27 protein-coding genes and 2 pseudogenes are annotated in these 23617 nt (G+C 34.4%); 19 read left to right on the top strand and 10 right to left on the bottom strand.

Going from position 1 to position 23617, the window contains the following annotated elements; all coding sequences use genetic code 11:
* Nucleotides 1-171 precede the first annotated feature (171 nt).
* The 6 genes from AC1Q8M_RS12540 (at nt 172) to AC1Q8M_RS12515 (ending at nt 5720) form a co-directional block, all read left to right on the top strand.
* Complete coding sequence (locus AC1Q8M_RS12540; protein ID WP_141532511.1) at nt 172-1239, top strand: glycoside hydrolase family 113; 1068 nt, start codon at nt 172-174, stop codon at nt 1237-1239.
* Nucleotides 1240-1328: 89 nt separating this feature from the next.
* Entirely contained in the window at nt 1329-1520 is a 192-nt protein-coding gene (locus tag AC1Q8M_RS12535) for a DUF378 domain-containing protein (RefSeq protein WP_000670804.1), read from the top strand.
* A 209-nt stretch (nt 1521-1729) separates the two neighbouring features.
* Nucleotides 1730-2812: a 3-phosphoserine/phosphohydroxythreonine transaminase gene (gene serC / locus AC1Q8M_RS12530; RefSeq protein WP_098360683.1), complete on the top strand. Its 1083-nt coding sequence runs from the start codon at nt 1730-1732 to the stop codon at nt 2810-2812.
* 12 nt (nt 2813-2824) lie between these two features.
* Nucleotides 2825-3997, top strand: coding sequence for a 3-phosphoglycerate dehydrogenase family protein (locus AC1Q8M_RS12525; protein ID WP_000490222.1), 1173 nt, complete (start codon nt 2825-2827; stop codon nt 3995-3997).
* Nucleotides 3998-4010: 13 nt separating this feature from the next.
* Nucleotides 4011-5258 (top strand): DUF1015 domain-containing protein, encoded by a 1248-nt coding sequence (locus AC1Q8M_RS12520; protein ID WP_001063081.1) that lies wholly within the window; start codon nt 4011-4013, stop codon nt 5256-5258.
* 84 nt (nt 5259-5342) lie between these two features.
* The gene (locus AC1Q8M_RS12515; protein WP_000776354.1) at nt 5343-5720 is read left to right on the top strand and encodes a MaoC family dehydratase; all 378 of its coding nucleotides are present in this window, start codon (nt 5343-5345) and stop codon (nt 5718-5720) included.
* Between the two features lie 185 nt (nt 5721-5905).
* Here AC1Q8M_RS12515 and AC1Q8M_RS12510 read toward each other — a convergent pair whose 3' ends face one another.
* Nucleotides 5906-6316, bottom strand: a complete 411-nt coding sequence (locus tag AC1Q8M_RS12510; protein ID WP_090977593.1) for a DUF3224 domain-containing protein — start codon at nt 6314-6316, stop codon at nt 5906-5908.
* Nucleotides 6317-6810: 494 nt separating this feature from the next.
* On the opposite strand from AC1Q8M_RS12510, the gene AC1Q8M_RS12505 reads away from it, so the two are divergent.
* Nucleotides 6811-7452 carry an ATP F0F1 synthase subunit alpha gene (locus AC1Q8M_RS12505; protein WP_065484458.1) on the top strand — a complete coding sequence of 214 codons (642 nt, stop codon included), beginning with the start codon at nt 6811-6813 and terminating at the stop codon, nt 7450-7452.
* 331 nt (nt 7453-7783) lie between these two features.
* Entirely contained in the window at nt 7784-8623 is an 840-nt protein-coding gene (locus AC1Q8M_RS12500) for a YitT family protein (protein WP_000747488.1), read from the top strand.
* Nucleotides 8624-8818: 195 nt separating this feature from the next.
* Here AC1Q8M_RS12500 and paiB read toward each other — a convergent pair whose 3' ends face one another.
* The 3 genes from paiB to AC1Q8M_RS12485 are packed head-to-tail and all read right to left on the bottom strand — an operon-like array spanning nt 8819 to nt 10461.
* Nucleotides 8819-9442 (bottom strand): protease synthase/sporulation negative transcriptional regulator PaiB, encoded by a 624-nt coding sequence (gene paiB / locus AC1Q8M_RS12495; protein ID WP_098360684.1) that lies wholly within the window; start codon nt 9440-9442, stop codon nt 8819-8821.
* Between the two features lie 22 nt (nt 9443-9464).
* Nucleotides 9465-9983, bottom strand: coding sequence for a spermidine/spermine N(1)-acetyltransferase (gene paiA, locus AC1Q8M_RS12490; RefSeq protein WP_098360685.1), 519 nt, complete (start codon nt 9981-9983; stop codon nt 9465-9467).
* A 25-nt stretch (nt 9984-10008) separates the two neighbouring features.
* Nucleotides 10009-10461 carry a MarR family winged helix-turn-helix transcriptional regulator gene (locus AC1Q8M_RS12485; RefSeq protein WP_000658984.1) on the bottom strand — a complete coding sequence of 151 codons (453 nt, stop codon included), beginning with the start codon at nt 10459-10461 and terminating at the stop codon, nt 10009-10011.
* A gap of 114 nt (nt 10462-10575) precedes the next feature.
* Between AC1Q8M_RS12485 and AC1Q8M_RS12480 the strand changes: the two genes are divergently transcribed.
* From AC1Q8M_RS12480 to AC1Q8M_RS12465, 4 genes are all read left to right on the top strand, one after another.
* Complete coding sequence (locus AC1Q8M_RS12480; protein WP_492334148.1) at nt 10576-11244, top strand: YczE/YyaS/YitT family protein; 669 nt, start codon at nt 10576-10578, stop codon at nt 11242-11244.
* Nucleotides 11245-11324: 80 nt separating this feature from the next.
* Complete coding sequence (locus AC1Q8M_RS12475) at nt 11325-12002, top strand: response regulator transcription factor (protein WP_000781961.1); 678 nt, start codon at nt 11325-11327, stop codon at nt 12000-12002.
* Nucleotide 12003: 1 nt separating this feature from the next.
* Nucleotides 12004-13380, top strand: a complete 1377-nt coding sequence (locus AC1Q8M_RS12470; RefSeq protein ID WP_000839489.1) for a sensor histidine kinase — start codon at nt 12004-12006, stop codon at nt 13378-13380.
* A 204-nt stretch (nt 13381-13584) separates the two neighbouring features.
* Entirely contained in the window at nt 13585-14055 is a 471-nt protein-coding gene (locus AC1Q8M_RS12465) for a DinB family protein (protein WP_086396821.1), read from the top strand.
* Between the two features lie 104 nt (nt 14056-14159).
* Here the strand turns inward: AC1Q8M_RS12465 and AC1Q8M_RS12460 are convergent, their stop codons facing one another.
* Together AC1Q8M_RS12460 and AC1Q8M_RS12455 are read right to left on the bottom strand one after the other, a co-directional pair.
* On the bottom strand, nt 14160-15419 hold the full coding sequence (locus tag AC1Q8M_RS12460; protein WP_098360687.1) for an MFS transporter: 1260 nt from the start codon (nt 15417-15419) through the stop codon (nt 14160-14162).
* 69 nt (nt 15420-15488) lie between these two features.
* Nucleotides 15489-16112 carry an ArsR/SmtB family transcription factor gene (locus AC1Q8M_RS12455; RefSeq protein WP_043352887.1) on the bottom strand — a complete coding sequence of 208 codons (624 nt, stop codon included), beginning with the start codon at nt 16110-16112 and terminating at the stop codon, nt 15489-15491.
* Between the two features lie 185 nt (nt 16113-16297).
* Between AC1Q8M_RS12455 and AC1Q8M_RS12450 the strand changes: the two genes are divergently transcribed.
* Nucleotides 16298-17362 carry an ABC transporter permease gene (locus tag AC1Q8M_RS12450; RefSeq protein ID WP_098365976.1) on the top strand — a complete coding sequence of 355 codons (1065 nt, stop codon included), beginning with the start codon at nt 16298-16300 and terminating at the stop codon, nt 17360-17362.
* On the top strand, nt 17362-18033 hold the full coding sequence (locus AC1Q8M_RS12445) for an ABC transporter ATP-binding protein (protein ID WP_000202606.1): 672 nt from the start codon (nt 17362-17364) through the stop codon (nt 18031-18033). The genes AC1Q8M_RS12450 and AC1Q8M_RS12445 overlap by 1 nt, the downstream gene beginning before the upstream one ends.
* 49 nt (nt 18034-18082) lie before the next feature.
* On the opposite strand, the gene AC1Q8M_RS12440 is transcribed toward AC1Q8M_RS12445, so the two are convergent.
* Both AC1Q8M_RS12440 and AC1Q8M_RS12435 read right to left on the bottom strand, forming a co-directional pair.
* Nucleotides 18083-19195, bottom strand: a complete 1113-nt coding sequence (locus AC1Q8M_RS12440) for an LPXTG cell wall anchor domain-containing protein (protein ID WP_098365977.1) — start codon at nt 19193-19195, stop codon at nt 18083-18085.
* A 150-nt stretch (nt 19196-19345) separates the two neighbouring features.
* Nucleotides 19346-19829 (bottom strand): annotated as a pseudogene (locus AC1Q8M_RS12435) (ATP-binding protein).
* 203 nt (nt 19830-20032) lie between these two features.
* On the opposite strand from AC1Q8M_RS12435, the pseudogene AC1Q8M_RS12430 reads away from it, so the two are divergent.
* Nucleotides 20033-20098: pseudogene (locus AC1Q8M_RS12430) on the top strand (methyltransferase); the annotation flags it as partial.
* Between the two features lie 26 nt (nt 20099-20124).
* Here the strand turns inward: AC1Q8M_RS12430 and AC1Q8M_RS12425 are convergent.
* On the bottom strand, nt 20125-21498 hold the full coding sequence (locus AC1Q8M_RS12425) for a recombinase family protein (RefSeq protein ID WP_098360688.1): 1374 nt from the start codon (nt 21496-21498) through the stop codon (nt 20125-20127).
* Nucleotides 21498-22130 (bottom strand): LexA family protein, encoded by a 633-nt coding sequence (locus AC1Q8M_RS12420; protein ID WP_061660419.1) that lies wholly within the window; start codon nt 22128-22130, stop codon nt 21498-21500. The genes AC1Q8M_RS12425 and AC1Q8M_RS12420 overlap by 1 nt, the downstream gene beginning before the upstream one ends.
* A gap of 295 nt (nt 22131-22425) precedes the next feature.
* Between AC1Q8M_RS12420 and AC1Q8M_RS12415 the strand changes: the two genes are divergently transcribed.
* The 4 genes from AC1Q8M_RS12415 to AC1Q8M_RS12400 all read left to right on the top strand — a co-directional run bounded on the left by AC1Q8M_RS12415 (nt 22426) and on the right by AC1Q8M_RS12400 (nt 23612).
* Nucleotides 22426-22662 (top strand): helix-turn-helix domain-containing protein, encoded by a 237-nt coding sequence (locus AC1Q8M_RS12415; protein ID WP_042598360.1) that lies wholly within the window; start codon nt 22426-22428, stop codon nt 22660-22662.
* Between the two features lie 248 nt (nt 22663-22910).
* The gene (locus AC1Q8M_RS12410; RefSeq protein ID WP_061660418.1) at nt 22911-23150 is read left to right on the top strand and encodes a hypothetical protein; all 240 of its coding nucleotides are present in this window, start codon (nt 22911-22913) and stop codon (nt 23148-23150) included.
* Complete coding sequence (locus tag AC1Q8M_RS12405; protein WP_061660417.1) at nt 23143-23418, top strand: hypothetical protein; 276 nt, start codon at nt 23143-23145, stop codon at nt 23416-23418. Before AC1Q8M_RS12410 ends, AC1Q8M_RS12405 begins: the two co-directional genes overlap by 8 nt.
* Complete coding sequence (locus tag AC1Q8M_RS12400; protein WP_086385038.1) at nt 23418-23612, top strand: hypothetical protein; 195 nt, start codon at nt 23418-23420, stop codon at nt 23610-23612. Before AC1Q8M_RS12405 ends, AC1Q8M_RS12400 begins: the two co-directional genes overlap by 1 nt.
* Nucleotides 23613-23617: the final 5 nt, after the last annotated feature.

The raw sequence follows: 23617 nt of genomic DNA, 5'->3' as shown, positions 1-23617 counted from the left end.
ATCGTGAAAAGAGAGGAAAAAGGAGCGGAAACCTGCTCCTTTTTTATTTTCCCTACTATTTTTAGGAGATTTATATGAATATAGTTGAACGGCACTTCATTTTTTTTCTGGAATAAATGTGAAACGTTGTATAAAATAATCAAGAAAGCCAAAAATTATAGGGGGAAAGTTGTGAAGAAAAATAAGAGTTTAATAAGTTTTTTAGGAGTGTTTATTATGTTGTTTTCTTTTTGTTTTCAAGGAAATGTACAGGCAGATGTAAATACTGTTCAATCTGGAAAAATCAAATCAGGAAACGTAACAGTATGGGAAGTTGGAAATGTAGCGAAAGTATTAGCGGATGTGGAGCGCTTAAATTTAAATACAGTAAATGTACCGATTCAAGTAGATATCCCAAATGTGACTTCTACTAACATGGTAATTAATCAAGCGCAAAAGCAACAAGCTATTATTTTAATTCAAGAATTATTAAAGCGTAATATTCAAGTTATAGTGGAACCGTTCCCGTATATTCAACAGGGGAATGTTGGAGAGACAGAATGGAACCCAAGTAACATTAATGATTTCTTCTGGAATTGGAAGACGGTTATTCTGCAAGATATCTTTAATTCCATTACAAGTAAATACAATGTGTATGGACTAAAGATTGCTTCTAATTTCGTGAATATGGAGTATGCAGAAGGATATTGGAGCGATACAATTGATTTTGTTCGTAATCAGTATAAAGGAAATGTTTTGTATCAAATGAACTGGTGGTTAACGGCAAGTTGGGATCCTTCATATGAAGCAAAGTTTAAAGAGAAAATCAATCGCCCGTATTTAAAAAAGGTGGATATTGTTAGTATTGATAGTTGGTTTGAAGTTTCAGGAAAAAGGAATCCGTCATACGAAGAAGTGAAGCAAAGTTTATTTGCGACAACAGTATATAATCGTGGGCAAAATGTTGTTCAGCAATTGGAACAATTACATAATGTAACAGGAAAGCCAGTTTACTTCGGTGGGTTTAACGTTCCAGCACGTGAACTTGGGTTGCAAAATCCGTGGAATCCAGATGTTTCAAATGTATTTTCAAAAGATGTACAATTAAATGGATGGCGTGCTTACCGTGATGTATTAGAACCGAAACCATATTTTAAAGGTTTTTCAATTTGGTTTATTGGCTCTAATGATAGTACGCATGCGTATCAAATACATAGTAAAGAAGCAGAGGCAGTTATTAACGGGTGGTACCGAAAATAATTTTTATAAAATAGGTAAGTTTTAAAGTTTACTACATATATTTCTAGTGAAAGGCCTTTCACCATCTTATCACCTAGGGGGCAATCATAATGAAATTTTTGTCTTACCTTACAGTAATTTTGGTGATTCTCGGCGGTTTGAATTGGTTATTTGTAGCGTTAGATTACAATGTAGTTGAGAAATGGTTTGGTTCTATGCCGGCGCTTGTGGACACTATTTATTGGCTCATTGGTCTTTCTGCTATTTATCAAATTTTTGATCGGTTCTTTACGAACGACTAGCTATTATTATTTCTATTATTAGAGTGTTAAGTACGATTATGTACTTAACACTTTTTTATATGTCCATAAAAAAGTCTGCACTTGCAAGCGATTCCATCGCGTCTTGCGCCGTAATAATAGAAAACAAATTGACCACATATTATATTTTAGGTTATAATTCAGAAAGTTTAAAAAATAATCAAATGAGAAATAGGGAGGTTATGAGGGTAATGGAGAGAGTCTATAATTTTTCAGCAGGACCATCAATACTCCCTTTGCCAGTTTTAGAGAAAGTGCAAAAGGAGCTTTTAAATTATAACGGGACAGGCATGTCTATTATGGAAATGAGTCATCGATCTTCTTATTTTCAAAGTATTATAGAGGAAGCGAGTAACTTACTTCGTGAATTAATGAGCATCCCTGATGAGTATGATATTTTATTTTTACAAGGCGGTGCGTCATTACAATTCTCTATGATACCGTTGAACTTAATGAATACGTATAAAAAAGCTGGATACGTACTAACTGGCTCATGGTCTAAAAAGGCACTACAAGAAGCCGAAAAAGTTGGGGAAGTACAAGTGATTGCTTCTTCCGAGCAAGAGAAGTTTACTACGATTCCTAAACTGGACGGTTTATTAAGTGATGAAAAACTAGATTATGTACATATTACAACGAATAATACAATTGAGGGGACAAAATATGTGGACATTCCACATGCAGAAAGAGTGCCGCTCGTTGCGGATATGTCCTCAAATATTTTATCAGAGCGATATGATGTTTCGAAGTTTGGTCTTATATATGCGGGGGCGCAAAAGAATTTAGGACCTGCGGGCTTAACGATTGCTATTATAAAAAGAGATTTAATTGGGGGAGCAGATTGCTCTTGTCCGACAATGTTAAATTATGAAACTTACAGTAAAAATAACTCCTTATATAATACACCGCCATCCTTTAGTATTTACGTAACAAAACTTGTACTAGAGTGGTTGAAAGAGCAAGGCGGAGTATCTGCGATTGAAGAACAAAATAAAATGAAATCTTCACTTCTTTATCATTTTTTAGATGAATCTAAATTGTTTACTTCACCAGTTGATCCTGCGTATCGATCACTTATGAACATTCCATTTACAACACCGTCAGAAGAACTTAACAATGAGTTTTTACAAAAAGCGAAGGAACGCGGTTTCGTTACGCTAAAAGGACATCGCTCAGTCGGCGGTATGCGTGCAAGTATTTACAATGCGATGCCAGTGGAAGGTGTAAAACAATTAGTAGATTATATGAAGGAATTTGAGCTTGAGAATAGATAGGGAGATGGGGATATGTTTCGTGTTCAAACGTTAAATCAAATTGCAGAAAAAGGTTTACAAGTTTTTACTGAAGAACGTTATGAAGTAGGGGATAAAATCAATCACCCAGATGGAATTTTGCTTCGTAGCTACTCTTTACATCAAGAGGAGTTTTCAAAAGACTTAAAGGCGATTGCAAGAGCTGGCGCTGGTGTAAATAATATTCCTGTCGAGCGATGTACAGAAAAAGGAATTGTAGTATTTAACACGCCGGGGGCAAATGCAAACGCTGTAAAGGAACTCATTATTGCCAGTCTTATTATGTCTTCACGTAACATTATTAATGGTGTAAGTTGGACGAAAAACTTAGAGGGTGAAGAAGTACCACAGCTTGTTGAATCAGGAAAAAAACAATTTGTTGGATCAGAAATTGCAGGGAAACGTCTAGGTGTTATCGGACTTGGCGCAATTGGTGCTTTAGTTGCGAACGATGCGTTAGCATTAGGGATGGATGTTATCGGATATGATCCTTATATTTCAGTTGAAACAGCTTGGCGTCTTTCTACACATGTGCAAAGAGCATTTAGCCTTGATGAAATTTTTGCAACGTGTGATTATATTACACTGCATATTCCTCTTACGAATCAAACGAAGGGGATTATTGGGGAACACGCTGTAGAGAAGATGAAAAGAGGGATGCGTCTATTTAATTTCTCTAGAGGAGAACTTGTAGATGAAAAGGTTCTTCAAAAAGCATTAGAAGAAGATATTATTACACATTACGTAACGGACTTCCCAAATGAAAATGTAATAAAGATGAAAAATGTAACAGCGACGCCTCACCTTGGTGCATCTACGTCTGAATCAGAAGAAAATTGTGCAGTAATGGCAGCACGTCAATTACGTGAATATTTAGAGACAGGAAATATTCGTAATTCAGTAAACTATCCAAACGTAGAATTGCCGTATATCGGAAAGAAACGAATTACAATTATGCATCAAAACGTTCCAAACATGGTAGGACAAATTACAGGATGTTTAGCAGAACATCATATTAATATTGCCGATATGATTAATCGTAGTAAACATTCTTGGGCATACACAATGATTGATATCGATAACGGAATTGATGATATAATAAAAGAGAATATTGTAGAAAATATAAGCAAAATTACAGGTGTTGTAGCCGTTCGAATGATTGTGTAAAGGAGAGAGGAATGTGGCAAAAATACGACCGTTTCGGGCCATTCGTCCAGTAGAGGAAAAAGCGGCACAAGTGGCAGCTTTACCGTATGACGTATTAAATAGTGAAGAGGCAAGGGAAGTTGTAAAAGGGAATCCATATTCTTTCTTGCATGTTGATAAAGCAGAAATTGATTTAGATCCTGAACTGTCACCGTATGATGATCGCGTGTATGAAAAAGCGGGCGACAATTTAAAGCAATTTATACGAGAAGAAGTGTTCATACAAGATGAAGAGCCAGCGCTATATATTTATGAACTGACGATGCAAGGAAGAACGCAGTCAGGCCTTGTCGTTTGTACATCTATTGATGAGTATGAAGATGATACAATTAAAAAACATGAAAGAACACGTCATGAAAAAGAGCTAGATCGTATTCGCCACGTAGATGTGTGTGACGCAAATACAGGTCCGATTTTTTTAACGTACCGTACAAAAGATGAAGTAAAGCATTTAATTAGGAGCTGGAAAGAAGAACATACGCCAATTTATACATTTACAGCAGAAGACGGTGTTAAGCATGTTGTGTGGAAGATTGTAGATGAAGATGTAATTACGACTTTAGTAAACGCATTTGAAGATATTCCTAATCTTTATATTGCAGACGGGCATCACCGTTCTGCATCAGCTGCAAAAGTAGGACTTATGCGAAGAGAACAATATCCAAATTACACAGGAGAAGAGGAATTTAATTTCTTCTTATCGGTTCTATTCCCTCATGATGAATTATCGATTTGGGATTATAACCGAGTTGTGAAAGATTTAAATGGCTTATCAGAGGAACAGTTTTTAAATCAAATTACGCAGTACTTTTATGTAGAAGAAGCAACTGTTTCTCCGTATAAACCAAATGAGCCCAAATCATTTGGTATGTATGTAAATGAGAAGTGGTATAAGCTTACTGTGAAAGAGGAAACGTTTGATGCGAATGATCTTGTTAGAGGTTTAGATGTATCTATCCTGCAAGATCATTTATTAAGCCAAGTGCTTGAAATACATGATCCGCGATCTGATTCACGCATCGACTTTGTCGGAGGAATCCGTGGATTAGAAGAACTAGAACGTCTTGTAAATAGCGGTGAATATAAAGTGGCGTTTTCACTATATCCGACATCAATGGAAGCTTTATTAGCAATCGCAGATGCCGGAGAAGTCATGCCGCCAAAATCAACGTGGTTTGAACCGAAACTGCGTAGCGGGTTGTTTGTACATTCTTTAAAATAAATAGACTTCTTTAGTTAGAAAAACCGAAATGATTTTTAGTTTCGGTTTTTCTTATTTTACAAGTGTTTTTGAGGAGGGGTATGAATGAAATTGCAAGTAGGCGAAAAAATCAACTTTGAACGAACTTTTACGAAAGAGGATGTTGCGTTATTTACAGAAGTATCGAAAGATGAAGGCGTTCATCATGTTACACCAGATGAGCAGGGAAGATTTGTTGTACAAGGGCTGTTAACATCAACATTGCCTACAAAAATTGGCGGTGATTATAACGTACTAGCTCGCAAAATGGATTTTGAATTTTTACGTCCTGTTTTTAGCGGCGATACGATTCGTTGTGACGTAACTATTGAACAATTTGAGCCTGATGAAAAAAATCGTACAAAAATTATTGCGACGTTTATATGTAGGAATCAACTTGAAAAGGAAGTTATGAAGGGGAGTTTTTCGGGGATTATTCTTTAATTAGTAAAAAAAGAAATGAATAGGTGGGGCATGATGTCTCTAGGGCGTAGATTTTTAATTCCCCCATGAAGAAAATTTTATGCATTGCTGAATACTGATAATATACTCTGTTCATTTTTAACTTGAATAAACTCGTCAACAAAAAGGACATTCCTAGTATTACAAGAAATGTCCTTTCCACTAAATTATAAGGTATTTTGCTGAAATTCAAACTCTAAAATTAGTTTACTAGTTTGACCTGTAAACTGATAATTATAGGATCCTCTCAGGTTTTCTAAGTTACCGGTAGCTTTAATAATTGTTCCTGGGGAATCTAAATTTCCTTTATCAAATATTCCTTGCTCTAGAGCTGTAAATGTTCCTTGTTGCCCCTTATAAATCCCTTCAAAGTGTAAAAATCCAGAAATTTTAGCAGTAGCTAAGTGACCATCATTTATATTTGAGTCTAAATAATATAATAAGTATTCAACAAAAGCCTTTCCTTTTAATTCCCCATCAATATCATATTCGACATGAGCAATATTAAAAGGGAAATCTTTTCTAGTATCATCAATTGGTTTTTCATCCCATTTACTTACTGTAAATGTTACTTCCATACACGTAAATCCCCCTTTATCATTTGAAAAGTACTAATTCACAGTCATATCTTATAGGAGTGTTTTTATTTATTTGAGCCCTGTCATATCGTTATCTTATCTCAGAATCACCTGCGCCTCCCCATGAAGGACTTACTGTCGCCACGATATTCTCCTACTTGTAACCTCTTTGGCTTTATTAACATATGAATCCCGCTCCTATATAATTTAATGAACTACAGCTATACAAACCGTAGAGTTGAAGAACATTGTACATGACATTAGTTTCTCCGCCTTCAATAAGTTCACCTGCTGTAATTTGAGAATTTAGTATTAGTGCTGAATATAGGAATAATCTACAAATATTCTTTGCTAAAATTTATATTTGAAAATCACAGTATGCATCATTGCATAAGAAAGATGGTTGCTATTTTCTATAACCTGTAACTATAATGATTACAGGTTGGTCGATACCAATCAAAAAAATAAAATCATCATGAATGGAGATGTTACATATGGGTATGAAAAAAATAATTTTAGCAGGTGCTTTAGGGATCGCAGCATTATCAGGAACAAATGTACCAGGATTAGAACTAACAAAAGCAAGTGCAGCTTCTATTGAATCGAATTTCTCGACGTTAGAAGGACGAGTAGTAGAAGTAGATAACGGTGTGATTGTTGTAAAATCTAAGCAATATGAGGAACCTGTTAGTGTGTATATTGATTCACTTTCAAACGTGAAAGTAGGAGATGAAGTAAAAGCTATTGGATCTATGATGCGTAATTTTACAGAATATATGGTTGCAACTGCAGTTGAAAATACAACAAACAAGTTAGGTATGCACATGAAAGAAGATGGCTCGCCCGATTATGTAATTGGAGAAGTATCAAAAGTAGGAACGATGGAAGATGAGGGAGACGGTGCTACTAAATATGTTGTAGTTGAGTATCCATCGCTAAACGGGAAGAAAGATATTATTGATGTTTTCTTAACAAAGGGACAAGTATTTAATGTGGGTGAGAAAGTAAAAATTGATATGAAGTATGTAGGCTGGGGCGGTATTTCTATTAACTGGAACACAGTTGATCATATTGAAAAAGTTCATGAAGCAAAGACGAACGCTGAAAATAATGATGATGTATGGATTTGGTCTTAATAAGGCGAGTATAGGTCGTTATTTGCAATTTTCTCCAAACAATACATGTGAAAACTAAATGTATCATGCAGTACCCATCTAATTATCATTGCGTATGACAATTAGGTGGGTACTTTTTTATTTGAAATTTGTGCAAGTCAATGTTCAGCATTTCTTTTTAAGAGTAAATTACGGGTGAAATCAAAACTTTATTTGCAGTACATAATAAATAATGTTGATTTTTTATCTTATATTAAAATAAAAACAAACCACTGTTCGATTTGAATATTCCACGATATAATAGTGAGAGTTTATGACAGAATAAATATTTACATAAGAAGTGAGGTACTGTATGAAAAAAAGAACGACAGACATTATTTTTATTATTATCGGTGCATTTCTTTTTGCATTAGGTGTCAATTTGTTTGTTATCCCGAATGAGTTTGGTGAGGGCGGGGTAACAGGTATCACGATTATTACGTACTATTTATTTGAATGGTCACCGGGTTTAGTTAACTTAATTTTAAATGCGATTTTGTTAATAGCCGGTTATAAATTTTTAAATAAGATCACAACAATTTATACGATTATCGCTGTAGTTACGAACTCACTATTTCTTCATTTAACAGAAGGTTGGACGATCGCTTCGGATGAAATGCTCGTAAATGCCATTTTCGGAGGTATATTTATTGGATGCGGGATTGGTCTTATTATTCGCGTTGGCGGAACAACTGCAGGTACTACCATCTTAGCAAGGATGACACATAAATATTTAGGATGGAGCATTAGCTACGGTCTACTGTTCTTCGATTTAATCGTTGCGTTTTCATCGTATTTCATCATTGGTGCAGAAAAACTGATGATAACAATTATTATGTTATATGTAGCAACGAAAGTGATGGAGTTTGTAATTGAAGGTTTAAATCCGAAGAAAGCCATTACGATTATTTCTGATAATCCGAATGAAATAGCCGGGAAGGTAACTACCTTAATGGGCAGAGGGGTTACTGTGTACTCAGGTCATGGCTATTACACGAAAACTCCGAAGGAAATTCTTTATGTTGTTATTAATAAGCAAGAAGTAGTGAAGCTAAAACGGATTGTTCAAACTACAGATCCGGCTGCGTTCATCGCTATACACGATGTTCGTGATGTGTTTGGAGAAGGATTCGTTGATATTTCTAAAGCATAGAAATTATTTTTCATTAAAATAATCTTAATACTAAAACGTAAGAATCTATTTTGAATAATCTTTTTTCAAAATAGATTCTTTTTTATTAAACACCATAGACTTTAAGTTCAAACTTTTACATTTTAAAGAAAACTGCCGATAGAACGCTCCAGTCTGTTCTTTAATTTTGAAATGTGATAGTTGAATAACGATGGATTATATGTGATTTTTTAATCTACTCCCCATGAGTTTCGCCATTTGTTTTGCATCTGGATTTTCTTCATCGTACAATTTCTCAATAATGTTAATATAATCCGTCTCATTTCGATTTTGACTTAATTTATATGCAGCCTGGATGTCTCCCACCTTAACCTTAAATCCAACTATACCTTTCAGTTCATTTTCTAAGAGAGTAGGGGAAAGTTTATCCCATAATACTGGATTTTCACGATGCTCTTCATATTTTTTCAGCATTGTTGTTAATTCATCTATTAATTCCTCTTTATCTAAAATACTTGTTTTACCATATATATGGACAGCTTGATAATTCCATGTTGGAACTTCTTCATTTTCATACCAAGAAGAAGAGATGTAAGAGTGTGGTCCTTGAAATATTACAAGAACATCTTCACAGGTTTCAAATGTTCTCCACTGGGGGTTCCCATAAGCCATATGTCCAGTAATAAAATAATCATCACCTTGTTTAGTTAACCCAAAAGGCAAATGAGTTGCGATTGGTTTCTCTTTTTTTGTTGTGACGATTGTTCCAAAAGAGTTTTTTTGAACAAAATCCCAAATTTCATCAACATTTGTGACTTTAAAATACTTTGGAATATACATAATAGCCCACCTCTCAAAAAAGTTATATGAGTGTTTTGATCATGATAAGGTCAACTTGTTCGTCATCGCCCATATAAAAGGAGTGAGAGCCAGCTTGTACAAAACCAAATTTTTTATAAAAAGCAATAGCATTTTCATTTTTTTCCCATACGCCTAGCCAAATATTCTTTTTATTATTTGCTATTGCAATTTCAATAGCATTATTTAGTAGGTGTTTACCAAGACCATGTTTTTGAAAGGAGCTCTTTATATAAATTCTCTCGACTTCAAGTGATTCATCGCCCATTTCTTCAGACTGAGCATCATCAGTATTGATCTTCAGATACCCAGCAATTTCATCGTTGAAGTAGACAAAAAAGAATTGGGAAGAGTTATTGGATAATTCTTTTTCTAATTGCTTTAAGTTAAATGCCTTTTCCAAATAATGATGCATATTTTCGAGTGAATTTTGATGTTTAAAAGTTGCATTAAATGTTTCATAACTAATTTCTTGAAGTTTGTGTATATCTTTAAGGGTGCACTTTTCTATATGTGTAGTCATATTAATAGTTCGCTCCTTTATATAATCAATAATCTCTCTTATTTCCCTTTTTTACAAATTCCCAATCTTTTTCTATATTTTTTCTTACTCTTTGAAGAAGGTTAGAAATAGTTTCCGCTTCTGTTTCCGAAAATCCCTCTAATGCAACAGTATTGGAATAATCATTTTCTCTCTTAATAAAAGGATAAACATTTTTTCCTTTTTCTGTCGGGAAAAGTTTTTTAATTTTTTTGTTAGATTCATCTTCTTTCTTTTCGATAAATCCATTGATTTCAAGCTTTTTGATAGCCCGGGCTGCAGTTGTACGATCTACTTTTATCATCTCAGATAGCTTTTCTTGAATGATTCCTGGGTTTTCACATATTCGCACAAGATACAAATACTGACCTTTTGTAAGCTCATATTCTTTAAATTCTATATTACTAATAGAATCTAATGCCCTTGCAATCATGCCAATTTCACGAAGAATTTCTTTCATAATGAACTCCTTATCTTTTATTTTTATTGCAAATGCAACAATTTAAAGTTACATTTAATATAAAATATTTTTATTGTAAATGCAACAAAAATAACGATGAAGAGGTTGATTAAAATGAAGTATGTTTTTTATGTATTAGGAATTTTAATATTAACCCTTGGTATTTCTTTCACAATACAATCAGATTTTGGCACTTCACCTTTTGATGCACTTTTAGTAGGACTTTCTTTAAATGTGGGGCTTACTGTGGGAAGCTGGGAAATAATAATAGCTTTATTATTAATATATTGTAATTCGATATTAAAAAGAAAAAAATCAGAGGTACTAGGGTTGTTAACAGCATTCATAACGGGTATTGGTATTGATGTGTGGCTATTTTTATTACGCAATTTAATTACACCTGAAATATGGTACAGTAAAATGATTTATTTTGGAATCGGATTAGTTATTACAGGATTAGGAACTGCAATATATTTACAAACAAATTTTGCTCCCATTCCAATTGACCGATTAACTTTAATCATACAAGAATTAACTAGAACGAATATCTTTATAGCACGAACATGTATTTACCTTATATTCTTAATAATGGCAACGATTTTACATGGACCAATTGGTGTTGGGACTATATTAACTGTTTGTTTAGGTGGGCTATTACTGAATTTCTTTATGCCACTTACTAAAAAAGTAATAGATCACTTATTCGTACACCAGAGTACAACATCACCAAGTTATAAGAGTAATAAAGCAGCTGACCACAATGATAACAAGAGTATCTTCTAAGGAATCCTTTTCTTTTTCTTGCAAAAAATCTAATTGTTTCTTAATGTAGTGATGTAGAAGGATGAACGAGAGAGGGTTTAATGAAGATGATACATATTTTATTAGCTGATGACGATAAACATATTAGAGAGTTATTGCATTACCATTTACAAAAAGAGGGGTTTAAAGTTTTTGAAGCAGAAGATGGAAAGGTAGCGCAAGACGTATTAGAGAAGGAAAATATTCATCTTGCGATTGTAGACATTATGATGCCATTTGTTGATGGCTATACGTTATGTGAGGAAATACGGAAGTATCATGATATTCCTGTTATTTTATTAACTGCGAAAGACCAGTTAGTGGATAAAGAAAAAGGCTTCATTTCTGGTACAGACGATTATATTGTGAAACCATTTGAACCAGCTGAAGTGATTTTCCGTATGAAAGCTTTATTACGTCGTTATCAAATGCTGAGTGCAGATATTATTACGTTGCACGGAACGACAATTGATCGAAAAGGTGTGGAAGTAAAGTGTAACGGCCAAACAATTTTGCTTCCTTTAAAGGAATTTGAGCTATTATCACAACTTGCTAGTTATCCTGGAAGAACATTTTCAAGAGAAGAATTAATTGAATTAGTATGGGGAATGGATTTTGAAGGAGATGAACGAACAGTTGATGTTCATGTGAAGCGACTACGAGATCGTTTCTCAAAACGAACGGATGATTTTCAAATTACGACAGTGCGCGGCCTCGGGTATAAGTTGGAGTTGAAATAAGATGAAATCACTATATTCTAGATTTGTATTTATGACGGTCGGCATTATGCTACTTAGTAGTATTATCGGCTTTTTATTAACGAACGTATATTATCAAGTGAAGTTAAAACCGTATAACAGTGAAAAGATTTTAAAGTATGCTGAAGAAGTTAAATCGTTATATGAAAAGCAAAGTGAAGAAAATCAAGAGGCGTACTTACATTCTATCGCAAAGTTAGGGTATGAAATTTATATTGTCGATGATCAAAAGAATGGAAAGCGTATCGGCAATGCGTTTCGTAAGACGTCTATTAGCGATGCTACTGTTCATAAAGTATTGCAAGGAGAAACGTTTAATGGTGTTTCTACGTATCCAACGCGTCTTTTTATTACAGGATTTTTCGATAATGAATTAATAAATAGTGTTGGTGTACCGGTAAAGCACGGTGATAAACAGTACGCGTTATTTATTCGCCCCGACATTCAGAACCAATTTGGCGAAATGCGAATTTTCTTAGCGGTATTACTTGGGTTTATCGTACTATTAAGCATTATCTTTATAGCGATTGCAGCAGGTTATATCGTTCGCCCAATCCGTAAATTTACGAAGGCTACGCAAAAAATTGCGAGTGGGGAATATGAAATTGAATTAGATGTAAAACGAAAAGATGAAATAGGAACGTTATCTACAAGCTTCCAAAAGATGACGAAAAGTATAAAAGAACTAGATGAAATGAGACAAGAATTCGTTTCGAACGTTTCACATGAATTTCAGTCGCCGCTTTCTTCCATACAAGGTTTTTCAAAGACGTTGCAAACAGAAAAGATGAGTGAGGAAGAAAGAAATCATTACTTACAAATTATTGAAGGCGAAAGTAAGCGAATGTCTAGTTTATGTAAACAGTTACTTACGCTCGCTTCATTAGATAAGGAGGAAAAGGTTTTACAAATAAAAGACTTTTCCTTACAAAAACAAATTAAAGACGTCATTTTTATGCTTGAATGGAAATGGCGGGAAAAAGATATCGCCGTTGAATTTGATGTGCCAGATATCACTATAAAAGGTGATGAAAACTTACTTCATCAAGTATGGAGTAACATTTTCACGAATAGCATTAAGTTTTCGAACGATGGTGGAACGATTGAGTTTTTCGTGGAAGAGTTAGAGTCTAACGTTATAATTTCTATATCAGACAACGGAATCGGTATGGAGCAAGAAGAAATGGATCGTATTTTTGATCGTTTTTACAAGGTGGATACAGCAAGGGCAAGAAACGTAGAAGGTAGCGGTTTAGGATTGTCGATTGTGCAGAAGATTGTTGAACTGCATAAAGGGACCGTTTTGGTATATAGCACGAAAGGGGAAGGGACGACTGTTCGGGTGGAGCTTCCGAAATAGATGTAAGGGAAGAGGCTGTTTGGAGCGGCCTCTTCTTTTTTGATCGTTAGTATACATGTAAAGTGAAAAAATGTGAGTCATTTTAATTACATAATCGGATGAGTTTGTGGAGTGAGATTAGCAGGAAGTTTATTTGAACATGTAGAATCCCTACAGAGTTATAAGGGTCTGATGAGAACTGTAACTATTTAGGGGGAGATTATTTTGAAACGAGTTGACTTGTTATTAAACGCACTAGATTCAACATTCGATAAAGAGAGTTGGTATGCACCGTTTAAACATGCTATAGGAGGGCTTACAGCCGAACAGGCTATGTGGAAACCATCAGGAGAGGTAACGAATACCATTTGGGAGAACGTTAATCATCTCACTTATTACAAAGAGCGACTTGCTGCAAACTTGGAAGGCCGTGAATGGACAAATAATCTCGATGGTGGTGAAACCTTCTATCTTACCAATCAATCTAATGATGAGAAAGAATGGAAGAAAGTCGTTGAACGTTCTGAAAATGCTCAACGTAATTTAAGACAGGTATTGAGTGCAATTTCTGAAAAAGAGCTTGAACAAAATTCACTTGAGGGGAAATTACTGGATATCATGCTTCATGATGCCTATCATACGGGCCAAATTATTCAATTAAGGAAAATGCAGGGGGCATGGCCAGCAAAACGTTGATTGAACTTTTTAGATCGTTCTATTAAAGGCGTTATTATTGAATAAAACTTAACATCCAAGCATAACCCCGTTCTAAATTTAGAACGGGGTTATGCTTGTTTCTGCTATAAAGCCGCACCTTTCCCGCGTTCTTCCTTAAACCGAAGCTCAAAAGTATCCGCTGTAATTTCATCAGCTTTTGGAAAAGCCCGTAATTTCGGATGAAGTAGCCATATGAGGGAAATGAATAAAATCCCAATGCTAGCAAGCGCGAAAATAAGTTGGCTACTATATACATTCGCAGTGTATCCGCCAATTAAAGAGCCGAGCGGCATAGCAATTGTGCCCATGCTCCGTGTGACTGAATTGATGCGCCCAAGATATTGGTTTGGAATTACAATTTGACCAATTGTCGCAAATAATATGTTGGTCGCACCAATTGGTATCCAAGCTAAGCCGAATAAAAAAATGGATAACCATTGAAATGGTACAATCGTAGAGAGAAACCAAAAGAAAGCGCCAGTTGCGAAGCTAATAATGGAGACACGGCCAACATTATGTTTACCAACCCATGAACTGAATAGTGCTCCAATTAAACAACCGGCTGATATAGCGGCTAAAAAGAACCCATATAATCTCACACCACCTAAAGAATCAGCGAAAGAAGGGAGTATGGCCATCGTCATACCGATTGAAAAATTAGCGACAACGGAACCGATTAAGAAGACGCCCATTAAGGAACGAAAGACGATTGAAAACCCTTCTTTTAAATCAGTGAAATATTGCTTAGTTGAAAGTACTGTGTTTGCTTCGGTTTGTTTTGGCATTTTCAATGAAACGAACAAAAGGGCAGTAATCGCAAATGTAAAAGAGTCGATCACATATAAAGTAATTGCGCCAAATAGTGCTACTAATATTCCGGAAAGAGTCGTGCAAATTAAATCAATGCCTTGGTATGCAAATGAGAAAAGTGAATTTCCTTTTAATAATTGTGTTTTATGCAGTAGAAGTGGTAAAGCTTTTGACTGTGCGGGATAGGCGAATTGTTCGATAAAGGCTACGATGGGCATGATGATGAGTAGTAGTTGGACTGTTAATAGGTCGAAGTAGTGTGTAATAGGAATGATTAAAATAAGAATGCATTGCAAAACTTGTGTGATGACGAGGGTGTTTTTAATGGACCATCTATCAACGAATGGACCAGTAAGAAATTGTAATGCAGAAGGTAATAACGTAAGGGAACCAGCCAATCCAGAATAAAAAGGATTACCACTTAATTTGTATACGAGCCACATCGCGGCTACATAATACAAACTATCTCCTATGTTGGTGAAAATTCTTCCTAAAAATAATAAGAGGAAATTCCGGTTTTTTAATATGTCCACTTTATCTACTCCTTTATAATAAATTTATTCGGTAAAATAAATTTGACCGTTTATGTAAAAAAAATCGTATTACGATTTTTCTTCTTTTTTAATAAATTGCTGCATTGTTCTCTCAGCGATTTGAAGTGCAGTAGTAGAAATATAATAAGGTTTACTATTCGGATCTTTATCTGCACCTTTTGTAATTTCGTTTAATTCAGCCATCAATTGATGAAACTTTTTCACCCACACTTGAAATTGTTCTGGCGTAGCATCAAATTCCCAGCAGGATGAAACGTAATTCCACTTAGCTGGATCTTCACTTGCATTTCGTAATGTAAAAGCTTCTTCTGGTGCAGCGAGAATTTGGCTTTTCGTTCTTTCTATCATTTGTAAAAAGATTTGGCGACCTGATTCGCTTAATATTTCTAAATGAGGTAATAGATCTGTAGCAGGGGTGAAGCCTTTAGCGACAGATTGATAAAACTTTTGAATAATCCCATTCTTTTCTTCTGTATAAACGATCTCTATAAGACCATTCTTTTCTAATTCTTTTAAATGATAATGAATTTTCGCCCTTGAAATGCCGAATTTCTCAGAGAGTAACTGTCCAGTATAAGGACGTTCGCATAGACGTATCATCATTTCGGCACGTAGTGGATCGCTTAATGCTTTTAGTTGGCTATAAGTAGTTAGTGTTAATACGGGCTTCAACATGATCAACTCCTTGAATTAAATTACTCGGTCAATATTATTTGACTGAATTGTATCAAGGATTCTATTTATTTTCAATACTTTCAGAAAATTTCTTTTTTTACTCTGTAATCTTCTGTTCATATTCCGTTCATATTTCTTTTTTATGATTAGTGCATAGAAAGAAAGAGGAAGGAGCGAGCGAAATGTTTTTAGCTCTGCGTGAATTGAAACAATCAAAATTAAGATACGGATTAATCGGACTCATTATGGTGTTACTATCATTTTTAGTCCTTGTTATTTCAGGATTAGCAAATGGATTATCATATGATAATGCTTCATCGATTCAAAATATGGAGGCAAATAAGTTCGTTTTAGCAGATGATGCGGAAAATAAATTACTTCGTTCACAAATTAAGAAAGACGATGTAGATAATGTAGTAAGTCAAGTAGGCGAGAAAGAGGCAGTTCCGTTTCGTGTGAAAGTTTCAACATATGAAAAGAAAGATAGTTCGAAAAAGGTTGATATCGCTATTTTTTCAAGTGAACGCGATTCATTTTTAGAACCGAACATTGTAAAAGGTGAGAAATTAGGTACAGCAAATAATGAAATGGTTGCTGATGAATCAATTAAAGAAAAAGGAATCAATATTGGGGATACAATTATCGATCCTGTTTCAAAGAAAGAATTTACAATCGTCGGATTTACGAAAGATCAAATGTTTAGCCATACACCAGTCGTTTATGTAAATGAAGACGTATGGGGATCTATTTCACAACCAAACCAAAAAGATTATAGTGCAATTGCACTTAACACAGATAAAGAAATTAAAAATGCTCACGTTATCGATAAAAAAGAAGTACTGCAAAGTATTCCAGGATTTAAAGAAGAGCAAGGAACTTTAACGATGATCATTGCGTTCTTACTTGTGATCGCTGCGTTATTAATCGGTGTATTCTTCTATGTTATTACACTACAAAAAACACAGCAATTAGGTGTATTAAAAGCAATTGGTACGAAGAACTCGTATTTAGCAAATAGTTTAGTCGTACAGGCGTTATTCTTATCAGTCGTTGCGATGGTAATTAGTATCGTTCTTGTACAAGGATTAGAACAAATTTTACCAGCGGGTATGCCGTTCTTATTAACAACACCGATGATTGCACAATACGCAGCAATCTTTATCGTAATTAGTATTTTAGGAACACTTATTTCGTTATACCAAGTATTAAAAGTTGATGCATTAGAAGCAATTGGAGGCGGGATGTAATGACTTCATTATTGAAATTAGACAAAGTAAGTAAAGTGTACGGAGAAGGGAATACGGAAGTAACAGCCCTTCATCCGATGTCGCTTGATGTGAAAGCTGGAGAGTTTATCGGAATCGTCGGTCCTTCTGGATCAGGGAAAAGTACATTATTATCAATCGCGGGTGCACTATTATCACCGTCAAAAGGGGATATTTACATTCGTGAGCAAAATATTACGAAGTTATCGGAAAAGGAAATGACAGATATTCGTTTGAAAAAAATCGGCTTCATTTTCCAATTCGCAAATCTCGTTCCATATTTAAATGTGAAAGAACAATTGCTTTACATTGCAAAGCTAAAAAAGGAAAGTAAACAAGAATCCGAAAAGCGTGCGGATCATTTATTAGCGGCATTTGGATTAGGAGAAAGAAAGAATCATTATCCAAATCAACTATCTGGTGGGGAAAAACAAAGGGTAGCAATTGCTCGTGCGTTCATGAACAACCCAGATTTAATATTAGCGGATGAGCCAACGGCAAGCTTAGACTCAAAACGCGCACGTGAAGTTGTTGAAATGATGAAACGGGAAGTGAAAGAGAGCCAAAAAGCAGCAATTATGATTACACATGATGAAAGAATGCTTGATGTATGTGATCGTATATTGACGCTTCGAGATGGACAGTTAATATAAAAAAAGGAAAACCGTACATGTATGTGCGGTTTTCCTTTTTTTAATGGATTTATTTAGAGAATAACGTTTTAATTTTATTACGAGTAAGTAATAAAATCCCACCTAATACAGATAGCATTCCTAGAGCCATATTGTTTGATTGCTCGCTACCAGCGTTAGGAAGTTCTTTAGCGTTATTGTTTTTAGTACCATTATCTGCTTGCGTTTGTTTAGACTGTGATACTTCATTAATCTTGTTATCAACATTTTGCTTCGTTGTATGTAACTCAGCTAATTTGTCGTCAATTTTTTTCTCAGTATGCTTAAAGTCGTTGATTTTAATATCTAAGTCTTGTTTTTTCTTTGTTAAATCGTCTGAAACAGTTTGTTTCGATTGTTTAATTTCGTTAATTTTATTTAGTAAATCTTCTCTAGCCTTTTGTAATTCAGCTAGTTTGTTTTTTACATCTTGTTTAGCTAGTTCTAAGTTAGCGGAAAGACTGTCTAAATTGCCTTTAATTTTCTTAAGTTCCTCTAACGTGTTACCAGTATTCGGCTTGTTTTCTTTTAGTTCAGCGAGTTTGTCTTCAGCAGTTTGTTTCGCTTTCTTTAACTCAGCTAATTTTTCATCTACTTGTTTTTTAACTTCCTTAAGTTCATTAACCTTTTGATCAATGTTCTCTTTATGTTGCTTCATTTCATTCACTTTTTCATCGACAGTTTGTTTATGTTCTTTAATCTCATTCACTTTGTTATCGATATTTTGTTTATGCTCTTTTACTTCAGCAACTTTATCTTCTACTTGTTTTTTATGCTCTTTAATTTCAGCGATTTTATCTTCGGCGATTTGTTTGTCTTGCTGAAGTTTTGCATCTAACTCTTGTTTATGTTGTTTAATCTCGTTAATTTTTTCATCAGCAACTTGTTTACGTTCATGTAGTTCATTCACCTTAGTATCAACATTTTCCTTAACTTTGTTAAGTTCATTTAATGATTGATCCACGTTTTCTTTGTGTTGCTGTAATTTCGCATCTAACTCTTGTTTATGTTGCTTAATTTCAGCTAATCGATCTCCCGTACTTTGCTGAGGAGTAGCATCATTTACTTCCGCATGAGCAGAGTTCGCGCCAGCAATCATTGCTAAAGCTAGTGTAGACGCAGCAATTGTTTGTTTTGTTTTCATATTTTTGTACCTCTTTTCTTTCATATGCATGAGCTGTTTTGTGTAAAATTGAGCATATAGAAGTAGATTCTTCCATCATTATATACCATCTGCGCCGTCTAGAGGAAGTATTTGCATAATAATCTATGATTATGTAATTTTTATAGTCTCTTATTTTGGAGTAGGGGAGAACTCTTTAGCAAGATGGACAATTTTTAATATAGTAGAGTTTACATCCTTACTGTTACGAATAACAAACAAATAATCAGCTTCATTTTCTATAGGATCTACTACATCATCGTGAAGTAATTCAGTTTGTTGTCGATCAAGTACTTCTTTGAAACTAGAATAGCCACCTCTAAAAATATTCGTATTTCGCGTGCTTCTAGCCACTCTTTCGTAAAGTACATCATCTGGAATGGCAAAATGAACGAGTATGCGTATATATTCATTTTGTGGAAATACTTCGTTTAGTAAATAGAATCTTCCGTTTTTACTGCGATTGGAGTTACAAATAATAAGGTGTAAATTTGTATGTTCTTTCGCATAATCAACAATGAATTTTGAAAGACCGTGCTTTAGTATATTTGAACCTTCTGTCGGCTGTAATTTTCCCTACTGTAATGATGACTAATCTTTTCATGACGCCCTCCATTTGTGTTGTTATAAACTGGAATATTCGGTGTAGATCGAAGTCTTCCTGCTAGAGATTACACAAATTGTTGGAGCGTTAGTAGGTTGAAAATTTTACAAAAAAACTTATTTATTCTATAATTTACCAATATAAAAATAAGGTGTATAATAGGGTTCTCCTGGCCAGGGGAACCCTATTTTTGTTGTGAAAATGAAGGAGAGTGTATGTGTGTGAAACAAGGTGAAGCAAGTATAACGTCGTTAGTATCAGCTTTCGGAAGGGCGTATCATAGAGGAAATGGACCATTAACCTAAAATTAAAGTAGGGTATGATCCATAATAGTCACCGTATTCTTGTCTTGTTTTATTTTTATAGTATCAAAAATACTTCTTATAGATTCGGATTTGGTTTTATCGTCTATTAAGTTCCAAATACTTTCCAGTTTGTTTATTTGATTCCGAACAAATTCGGCGTCAACATGTTCCTTACATGATGTCAAATCTTTTTTTAATTTCTCTTTTTCATTTAGAAGGGAGTTCATTTTTTCATTGTATTTACTTTTAGTGATATCTCCTTCTATATAGATATCACTCAATCTTTCTATCTTACTATCTAAGTGTTTCAGTTCATACTCTATATCGCTTTTAATATCTCTGGAATCTAGTTTTATTGTAGTATTCTCAAAAGACCTTGAAATGTATTCAGCAAAAGCTTTGTCAACTTGTTCGGCTCTAATTCGCTTTCTGTTAGTGCAATTAATATTTTCTCGTCCGTATACACAGCGATAGTAACGATAATAATAATCGCCGTATTTAGCTCTATCGCCCCTCATTGCCCGTTGACATTCAGGACAAAGTACAATTCCACTAAACGGATAATAAGAAACGCTTCTCGATCTTGTCTGTGCCTTAGTACGTTTCGTTAATATTTTTTGAGTCGTCTTAAATTCTTCTTCACTTATTATAGGCGTGTAACCTTCATTCTTAATCGGAACCCATTTGTTATCAACCTCCATATATCCGCAATAGAAAGGGTTGTGCAGTATTCTTTTTACCGCCGACTGCCCAAACTTATTATTCCGCCTTGTTTTAATACCTTTCCCGTTTAATTCCACGGAAATCTTAAATAGTCCCATGGTCTTGGATAGCTCATATATATAGCGTACCATTTCCGCTTGTTCTTCAACTATTTCAATTGATTTATTACCACTGCATCTATAACCGTATGGTGGATGACCTGTTGAAAAAATGCCGTTTTCTCTCAACTTTCCAAATACATCTTTTATTCTTTCTGAAATCGTCTCACGTTCCCATTGTGCGGTTGTTCCCATCATATTCAATATCATTCGTCCTGTTGCGGTAGTGGTATCTATAGATTCTGTAGCGCTTTTGAAAGCTATTTCATTTTTTTTTATTGTTTCTAACATCTCGTTTAAATCTTTAACTGATCTAGTAAATCTATCTAATTTGTATACAAGTATTACATCGAATTTATCAACATTACTGAACATTCTTTGTAATGCAGGTCGATTTGTATCTTTTCCGCTAAAACCATCATCAACATAATCCTCAACAACTTCCCAACCTTGAGAAGTTGCAAAGGATTCAAGTCTTAATTTCTGATTCTCTAAAGAGAATCCTTTTTCCGCTTGTTCATCTGTAGAGACCCTTCTATATATAGCGCATCTCATTAGAAATCACCAATAACTTTCTTTACACGTCCAATTATCGAAAATAGTGTTTTCCTATCATCTATAATATCTTTTTTATAAATTGAATCTAATGTTATTGAATTACCATCTTTATAAATTCTTCTTATTATAATTTCATTATTTACAGAAACAAGAGCCATATCCCCATTTTCTAAACTTGATGTTTGCATTACTAAAACTTTATGACCTTCAAATATACCAGGCATAGAATTATCTTTTACATTTATATAGAAGAAGTCACCTTCACTAATCCAACTGAAAGGAGTATCAATATATTCAATAGGGTCACTAAATGAAGTGGATCCAAATTCACTCTTTATAGCATCATATACAGGAACCTTTTTAATCCCAATTACTTCAATAGTTTTGGATTCATCTAATTCAACGATTTCAGACTTAGTAACTCCTAATGCATTTGCTATACGTTGTAGGGCAACCATCGGTATTATTGTTTTTCCATTAACATAATTACTTATAGTAGAACGTTTTATACCAGTCTTATCAGATAAGTCAATTTGTCTTAAACCTTTCCTTTTCATTAAGGTTTTAATGTTTTCACTCATTTTTTTAGCCATCATATCATCATTGGCGGTCTTGAAATTTCTAGGCATAGTAAATTTCTCCTTTTGGCATCTATTGTTATTACCTCAGTATTACTTAATTCATTATATAATAGAAAGAACAATAAAATCTATACTTTTCACTCATAAAAATGAACTTTTTACCCAAAAAATTAAATAAATTTGGACAAAAAAGTATTGCATTTGATTTTTTTGCATGGTAAGATTACTCATGTAGCAGAGGTGAACAAGTGTTCGTATCGAGCGAGGTCTGTTTGCATATCTGATATTGGGATATTTGAACATCACTATGTTACAAAAATAATAGAATAGTGGGGGAAGTTCCATGGAGTTAACTTTTAGATTGGCGCGTCAGCGCGTAGGTTTATCATTAAGAGAAGCAGCAAAAGCGGCTGGTATTGGCTATAATACCTTACAAAAGTTAGAAGGCGATACTTCTAAAATTAAAATGGAAATTGCTAAGAAGCTGGCTGACATTTATTATATTGATCCATTCAAGCTTTATTATGGCAAAGAGGAAGATTACATAAAACAAGTGAAAAGCGAGTTTTTAGCAAGGTAACACTTGCACTTGCTGTTAGTGTGCGACAACTTATGTTAGTTTGAAATCCATTTTTATTTAACAAATTAGGATATAATAATTTATATACTAATCACAATTATTCTACCAAACTAAAAGTTATGTAAGGAGTTAGGTACACTGAATGAAAAAATTAATTTTAACAACCGAACAGCAGCAACAATTTTTGAAACCGATCATAAAGTTTATACAAGATAATCCAAATTTATTTAACGAAGGTGGAGAAGACGATGGGAGTCGAAAGATTAAGGGAACGAGTAATAGAGTTAAAGCAAGCTAAAAACAGTTACATTGCTAATCAACGTTTAGTGCAAATGCAAGCAAGGAAGGCGAGAAACGAACCTTTAGAGGTTACGCGAGGTTATGCTAAATCAATGCTTCACTGGCTGGACAAAGAAAGAGAAGTCAATGAAGAGTTGAAGCAAGTAACATTACAATTAAGAAAAATGGAGCGTGTTATTAATGGCTAAGAAGAAACGTCACTGCACTAAACAACCTGAAGTTAAAGTAGTTGAAAAGGTAATTGAAATTCATAAACAACCCACATTACAAGAAGCTTGGGATGTGGGTTGTGATCACCTAGCGGTTGAATATAGAAACAGGGAAATAACGTGGTTTGTTGATTGTGTCGCTGTGCAAGGTCATAGAACAGGTGACATAGTGCTACATAGTGGCGGTATGGGAGCTAAAAAGTTAGTTGTATCATCTGAAAATTACAAAAAGGATTTGATTAGGTAATGAAAAATTTCGAAAAAGAATGCATGCAAGCACGTCTTGATTTAGCTGAACGTCAAATAAATATACGTCTTGAAACATTAGCTAAAAACGAAAAGTTATTCGGAAGTAACTTTCAAGTTAAGGCTGAAGCAGTGCAACTACATTTACTTCTATCAACTATCACTGGTAAACCAAACAAATATATTGAATTCTAGGAGGA

The organism is Bacillus sp. GW823-FHT06A10, from assembly GCF_058795375.1.
This window is presented reverse-complemented; position numbering and strand designations above follow the sequence as displayed.

Excerpts from the sequence above, each read along its gene's own strand:
- AC1Q8M_RS12535 (WP_000670804.1), top strand. The coding sequence starts at position 1,329 with ATGAAATTTTTGTCTTACCTTACAGTAATTTTGGTGATTCTCGGCGGT.
- serC (WP_098360683.1), top strand. The coding sequence starts at position 1,730 with ATGGAGAGAGTCTATAATTTTTCAGCAGGACCATCAATACTCCCTTTG.
- AC1Q8M_RS12525 (WP_000490222.1), top strand. The coding sequence starts at position 2,825 with ATGTTTCGTGTTCAAACGTTAAATCAAATTGCAGAAAAAGGTTTACAA.
- AC1Q8M_RS12515 (WP_000776354.1), top strand. The coding sequence starts at position 5,343 with ATGAAATTGCAAGTAGGCGAAAAAATCAACTTTGAACGAACTTTTACG.
- AC1Q8M_RS12510 (WP_090977593.1), bottom strand. The coding sequence starts at position 6,316 with ATGGAAGTAACATTTACAGTAAGTAAATGGGATGAAAAACCAATTGAT.
- AC1Q8M_RS12505 (WP_065484458.1), top strand. The coding sequence starts at position 6,811 with ATGGGTATGAAAAAAATAATTTTAGCAGGTGCTTTAGGGATCGCAGCA.
- AC1Q8M_RS12500 (WP_000747488.1), top strand. The coding sequence starts at position 7,784 with ATGAAAAAAAGAACGACAGACATTATTTTTATTATTATCGGTGCATTT.
- paiB (WP_098360684.1), bottom strand. The coding sequence starts at position 9,442 with ATGTATATTCCAAAGTATTTTAAAGTCACAAATGTTGATGAAATTTGG.
- paiA (WP_098360685.1), bottom strand. The coding sequence starts at position 9,983 with ATGACTACACATATAGAAAAGTGCACCCTTAAAGATATACACAAACTT.
- AC1Q8M_RS12485 (WP_000658984.1), bottom strand. The coding sequence starts at position 10,461 with ATGAAAGAAATTCTTCGTGAAATTGGCATGATTGCAAGGGCATTAGAT.
- AC1Q8M_RS12480 (WP_492334148.1), top strand. The coding sequence starts at position 10,576 with ATGAAGTATGTTTTTTATGTATTAGGAATTTTAATATTAACCCTTGGT.
- AC1Q8M_RS12475 (WP_000781961.1), top strand. The coding sequence starts at position 11,325 with ATGAAGATGATACATATTTTATTAGCTGATGACGATAAACATATTAGA.
- AC1Q8M_RS12470 (WP_000839489.1), top strand. The coding sequence starts at position 12,004 with ATGAAATCACTATATTCTAGATTTGTATTTATGACGGTCGGCATTATG.
- AC1Q8M_RS12450 (WP_098365976.1), top strand. The coding sequence starts at position 16,298 with ATGTTTTTAGCTCTGCGTGAATTGAAACAATCAAAATTAAGATACGGA.
- AC1Q8M_RS12445 (WP_000202606.1), top strand. The coding sequence starts at position 17,362 with ATGACTTCATTATTGAAATTAGACAAAGTAAGTAAAGTGTACGGAGAA.
- AC1Q8M_RS12440 (WP_098365977.1), bottom strand. The coding sequence starts at position 19,195 with ATGAAAACAAAACAAACAATTGCTGCGTCTACACTAGCTTTAGCAATG.
- AC1Q8M_RS12425 (WP_098360688.1), bottom strand. The coding sequence starts at position 21,498 with ATGAGATGCGCTATATATAGAAGGGTCTCTACAGATGAACAAGCGGAA.
- AC1Q8M_RS12420 (WP_061660419.1), bottom strand. The coding sequence starts at position 22,130 with ATGCCTAGAAATTTCAAGACCGCCAATGATGATATGATGGCTAAAAAA.
- AC1Q8M_RS12415 (WP_042598360.1), top strand. The coding sequence starts at position 22,426 with ATGGAGTTAACTTTTAGATTGGCGCGTCAGCGCGTAGGTTTATCATTA.
- AC1Q8M_RS12410 (WP_061660418.1), top strand. The coding sequence starts at position 22,911 with ATGGGAGTCGAAAGATTAAGGGAACGAGTAATAGAGTTAAAGCAAGCT.
- AC1Q8M_RS12405 (WP_061660417.1), top strand. The coding sequence starts at position 23,143 with ATGGCTAAGAAGAAACGTCACTGCACTAAACAACCTGAAGTTAAAGTA.
- AC1Q8M_RS12400 (WP_086385038.1), top strand. The coding sequence starts at position 23,418 with ATGAAAAATTTCGAAAAAGAATGCATGCAAGCACGTCTTGATTTAGCT.